This is a genomic window from Ethanoligenens sp., assembly GCF_047718355.1.
Classification (GTDB): Bacteria; Bacillota; Clostridia; order Oscillospirales; family Ethanoligenentaceae; genus Ethanoligenens.
The window spans coordinates 1-3,921 of the sequence record NZ_JBDNLG010000141.1 but is presented as its reverse complement, the minus strand read 5'-3'; the positions used below and the strand labels follow the sequence as shown (position 1 = coordinate 3,921).

The following is a 3,921-nucleotide window of genomic DNA, read 5'->3' as shown; positions in this document are numbered from 1 at the left end:
GGTCAAGGCACCCCCCATTATACCTAATAATTCTGATTACAATCAACTATACCCTGCATTAAAGCAGGAATTTCAGCCAAACGCCCTTTTTACCCCTCAAAAAGGGCAAAAAGGGCGTTAAAATGGCCATTATTCATAAGCTGTGAAAGCCATAATTCCCATATCTTCTTATAAGTTCTTATAAGTTCGCATAACTTGTGTCATCAAAATGTCACCAAAGAGGTTTTGGTGGACACAATGGTGAATATGAAAATATCTTGTGTTACAATAAAATAAAGGAAGCACAAACTGCTATAGGAGGTACTCAATGAGTGACAACGATCAGAAACTTATCGCCGCCGACGTCCTTTTCCCAGATGGTCAAATCAATTGCAACAGAATTAATTTAATTTCTGGTGCAGTTACATTACCACTTGTTCGGTCTTTGTGCGAAACTGATACCAAGGATATGGAAATGGTTGAGAAAATCCACAACATTTTTGTGGATCTGTTTTATTCCGGCCAGTATCAGGAATTGTATGATTCCATTGATGAATTATACGAAAGCATGGGGCTTCAATTGGACGATACTCTTGTTGCAATGTGCAAGAACCAAGATGCGCTTAAATATTTTGTGAAATCTTTCCTTTTAGATTTTGAGGACATTATGGAAGATTACCGGATTGAAAAATCCGCCAGTTGAATCTTGCATACTTGCTCAATATGCGTTGTAAACCCGCCTGAAAATGGCGGGCTTTTTTTATGCCTAAAAACAGCAAGGAGGAGATTACGCCATGGAAACCGACGCAGGCATAAAATCCTCATTTGATCCAATCAGCGTAAACGATATCCTTTCAGCGTTTGAGGCAACGTGCGGCCAGCAGTGCGGACTTTGGAGCCGTCCCTGCTTCAAAGAAGATATTTTCGAAGCAAGACGGCAACTGGAGCAGGCCATCCCGGCAGACCGGGAAGATCGCTATCAAGCGGCTGTAAAGGCCCTTTGTCGAATTGGCGGCTGGCGCTTCAATGAAATCTATCGGAAACGGCGTATGCCTAAAAAAGAGAAGGAGAGAACGTGATGTGGAGACCATTACATTTAGAATCGCCAAGATTTTGAAAGCTGTTGCCGATGTTGTTGTGAGCATTTTATGTGTCGCAGGCATTATTTTAGGCGTTATTGTGCGCGGCGCGCGCATCATTGCTCCTGTTGCTGCTGCCTTGGGACTTGTTTGTCTTACAGTTCATGCCGCGCTTGCCCAGTCAGATTATCAATGGGTCACCCAATGCAACGCGGATTATCGCGCGGTTACTTCGATGCATTTATCTCAGCTCAAGCAAGGGGAAGTAATCGATCTGAGCCGTTACCAAGTGGATTTGAACAGTAGCAACTCCACCGTCGTCAAAATTCTTGCGAACGGATCTATTTGGGCGGCGTCTACTGGCACAGCCACTGTTTTGGTGACGAACAAGGTAAACGGTGATGTTCATGAGACAATTCCCATCGCCGTAGTAGATCTCGGGAAATCGTAAAAGGAGAATTGATGAAACTTTATGTTTGATGAAGATGATCTGCTCGCATATTTGGCTGCCGTTATTGCAGTGGCTTTTATTGTTGGGACGGGGATATGGGCCATAGAGACGAATTCAGATCAGGAGCATAGAGATTATGCTGCGGCTACCCAAATAGACATGTCCGATTTAAAGGTCGGACAATCCGTCAATTTGCAAAATTACAGAATTGATTTGGAATCGGGAAACACCAACATCTTGAAAGTTCGAACGAATAGTGACGACGGCCTGTTTTCAGGTAGCAAGAATGTTGTATGGGCAGTGGCTTCCGGTAACACAACTTTGATGATTCACGATGCAAGCAGTAATGCGTATAAAATCGTTAAAGTGCATGTTGAGTAAGCAGACTTTGAATGTGTGATCAATTGAAAGATCGGGGGAAAAACATGAAAAAGAAATTGAAAACAATTCCTGAATTATGGAACGAATTTGAATCTTCGCTTGGCCGGCCTTCGCCGCCCCAGCGAAGAAATTCTGTTAACGCCATGGAGGATGCAGACGGATTTCATTGTGTTGCCAACTGTGCCCCGGAACTCGCCGGCATGACAATTGCCTGCTTACTGAACACGTTTTCCGACACTCCGAATAATACCGCCCGGATGTGTCGAGGTATTAAGGTGTGGGCAGAAACAAAAAACAGAGGGTCAAAATGAGAATCTATTATTCAATTGCCATTGGGGCCGCTATCGGGGAGTTTGTTTTCTTTCTCTGGAAAAAATATCACACTGCGGCATGTTGGATAATTGCTGCTATAGCCATTCTCGTGAGCGCCTGTGCTCTGACGCTCTTTTTTTGTGTCTAAAGAAGGAGACCGCAACATGAACAACAGCAAACAGAATATGAGCAACCGTATTGGGCAGTCCGGTGCGATCAGCGCTACCAGTAAAAATGGGAAAGTCACCGTATACGCAACCAAAGATGCGATTTTAAACGCATCGCTGTTGGCGCACCTTGTGGACGCGCTTTTGCGGCAGGGCACCAACCGTGAATTTATATTGGCGGCTGTTCAGGCGGGCCTGGACGCTGTTGCATAAGGAGGAACGTAATATGAATCCATTTAATCCAGGCTGCATTGCGCGTGGCCTTATGACCGAGAACGATCTGCCTAACAGGATGGAAAAGGATACTGAATGCCACACGCCGCGAATTTTGGTTGCGACCATTCCGGGAACCGGCTTAGAAGTTTATGCTTTCGGCAATGAAACCATTTTGTCAGTTTTTCTTGAACGCATCGCCGCCACCCTTGTAGAAAAGGATATGTCACCGTTTGCTCTTATGCTGTCTGCCCAACAGGGCAAAGACGAGAATTTGTTTAAACAGGAAGTAAAATGGGTAATCGGTCATGGGTCCACCGTTGCTATTTCTGCGGAAATCGAATATCACGGTTCCACCCCTGGAGTTTCTGTAAGAGTCGCCGGAGATCCCGATGGCTGGTCTCATCTGATGATGGTTCTGATTCATGACCTGCTAAAAGACGGATTTTCGTTTGAAGCCATTGTAGAATGCCTACAAACAGGCGCGCGAAGCGCGACGAAAAAGTGAGGGAATAAGTATGACCGCAAATGTAAAAATCCTTGCCAACCAAAAGGGCGGCGTGGGCAAGACTACAACGGCAGAAAGCCTGGGCATCGGCCTTGCGCAAAAAGGTAAGAAAATCCTTTTGATTGACGGCGATGCGCAGGGCAGCTTGTCCGCCAGCCTCGGCTACACAGACAGAGACGACTTCGATGTGACACTGGCCAGCATGATGGAAAAAATCATCCGCGGCCAACCGATGGATTTTCAAGAAGGCGTTCTCCATCACAGTGAAGGTGTTGATTTGATTCCGGCCAGTATTGATCTTGCCAACACCGAATTATTCCTGGTCGGCCTGCCGATGGGACGCGAGCGCGTATTAAGCAAACTCATAGAGCAGACACGTCCATACTACGATTTTGTGATCGTTGATTGCCAACCATCCCTTGGCATGATGACCATCAACGCCCTGGCGGCGGCGGACAGCGTGATTATACCCGTACAGGCAGACTTCCTTTCCACGCGCGGGCTGCAACAGCTGCTCAAAAGCATTGCGCAGACGCGCGAATATCTCAATCCCCGATTACAGGTGGACGGCATCCTGTTCACAATGGTCAATAGTCGAACGGTATTTAACCGTGAAATTCAGGAAAAAATAAACGCCGCGTATGGCGCCAGCATTCCTGTTTTCGAATCCAGCATTCCGTATTCTGTCCGCGCCGCGGAATCTCCCGCTAAAGGCCGCAGCATTTACCAGCATGACCCGGACGGAAAAGTAGCCGCCGCTTATAGGGGGCTGACCAGCGAAGTGCTGGAGCAGGGAAGAGATCAACACCGAGCGGTGCGGCCGCCTGCAAG

Annotated in this window: 8 protein-coding genes; all 8 read left to right on the top strand. The window is 46.8% G+C overall.

The annotated features are described in order from the left end of the window. The first annotated feature begins 307 nt into the window (after positions 1 to 307). The gene (locus tag ABF463_RS14110; RefSeq protein WP_415534612.1) at positions 308 to 682 is read left to right on the top strand and encodes a hypothetical protein; all 375 of its coding nucleotides are present in this window, start codon (positions 308 to 310) and stop codon (positions 680 to 682) included. A gap of 91 nt (positions 683 to 773) precedes the next feature. Next, entirely contained in the window at positions 774 to 1,058 is a 285-nt protein-coding gene (locus tag ABF463_RS14105; protein ID WP_415534610.1) for a hypothetical protein, read from the top strand. Position 1,059: 1 nt separating this feature from the next. Then, positions 1,060 to 1,509, top strand: coding sequence for a hypothetical protein (locus ABF463_RS14100; RefSeq protein ID WP_415534608.1), 450 nt, complete (start codon positions 1,060 to 1,062; stop codon positions 1,507 to 1,509). A 21-nt stretch (positions 1,510 to 1,530) separates the two neighbouring features. Next, positions 1,531 to 1,890 carry a hypothetical protein gene (locus ABF463_RS14095; RefSeq protein ID WP_415534606.1) on the top strand — a complete coding sequence of 120 codons (360 nt, stop codon included), beginning with the start codon at positions 1,531 to 1,533 and terminating at the stop codon, positions 1,888 to 1,890. 44 nt (positions 1,891 to 1,934) lie between these two features. Next, complete coding sequence (locus ABF463_RS14090; protein WP_415534604.1) at positions 1,935 to 2,201, top strand: hypothetical protein; 267 nt, start codon at positions 1,935 to 1,937, stop codon at positions 2,199 to 2,201. A 165-nt stretch (positions 2,202 to 2,366) separates the two neighbouring features. Further along, the gene (locus ABF463_RS14085; RefSeq protein ID WP_415534602.1) at positions 2,367 to 2,582 is read left to right on the top strand and encodes a hypothetical protein; all 216 of its coding nucleotides are present in this window, start codon (positions 2,367 to 2,369) and stop codon (positions 2,580 to 2,582) included. A 13-nt stretch (positions 2,583 to 2,595) separates the two neighbouring features. After that, the gene (locus tag ABF463_RS14080) at positions 2,596 to 3,090 is read left to right on the top strand and encodes a hypothetical protein (RefSeq protein ID WP_415534600.1); all 495 of its coding nucleotides are present in this window, start codon (positions 2,596 to 2,598) and stop codon (positions 3,088 to 3,090) included. 10 nt (positions 3,091 to 3,100) lie between these two features. Next, a partial coding sequence (locus tag ABF463_RS14075) for a ParA family protein (RefSeq protein WP_415534598.1) occupies positions 3,101 to 3,921 on the top strand: 821 nt, incomplete at its 3' end.